Origin of the sequence: Fructilactobacillus florum DSM 22689 = JCM 16035, from assembly GCF_001436645.1 — a bacterium.
GTDB classification, from domain to species: Bacteria; Bacillota; Bacilli; order Lactobacillales; family Lactobacillaceae; genus Fructilactobacillus; species Fructilactobacillus florum.
Genome location: NZ_AYZI01000028.1, coordinates 1 through 703 on the forward strand (window position 1 = coordinate 1; position 703 = coordinate 703).

Annotated in this window: 1 protein-coding gene; it reads right to left on the bottom strand. The window is 37.3% G+C overall.

All coding sequences use genetic code 11. The features are described from left to right. A partial coding sequence (locus FC87_RS06645; protein ID WP_056961998.1) for a Rha family transcriptional regulator occupies positions 1-670 on the bottom strand: 670 nt, incomplete at its 3' end. Positions 671-703 lie beyond the last annotated feature (33 nt).

Sequence of the window (703 nt, forward strand, 5' to 3'; positions counted from 1 at the left end):
AGTATCGTTGCCCTTTTCCTGTAACCATCGGTGTTTTGAAAACTGAAGTTCCGACAACATGCTCCTTGATAATAAATAGATGTTGCTCAACGTATTTTTGTTTTGGCATGTTATGATCCAGTGCATTGCGCTTGATTAAGTAGTCGTTGTTTCGTAGCCATTCAAATAGCCGTTTCTGCCCGATTTTCACACCATTTTGGCTAATGAGCTTTGCTAAGTCGCCGATTAAAATTGCGTTCTTGCTATCAGAAACAGCATCCGCAAACTGTGCTTTTGGTTTCAGCTCATCAATTTGTCGGGCTTGGTTGGCTGCCAGCTGTAAGGCATCAGCCATGTTGCTAGGGACTTCAAATCCACCATTTTGCTTAATTTCTTGCTCCATTTGATTAAAAGCTTGGATATATTTCAACTTAAAATCCATTGCCTTGCTACCTGTAAAGCCAACTGCTAGTAAAGTAAATCCATCTCTATTCATGAAGTACATTGGTTGAGATTGGTTACGATTGTTCTTATAAGTTGATTCTTTAAACATATTTTTCACTGCGCAATTTTGCGCAGTCAGATTTTTAATCTTTTTCATCACATCTCTGTGATTTTTACTGAAAGTTTCCGCAACTTTTAAACTTGTTGTTACCGCTTCTTTATTTTTCATGACTACTAAGTTATCCATTGACTCTCTCCTTAATTTGTTTGAATTCTTCTT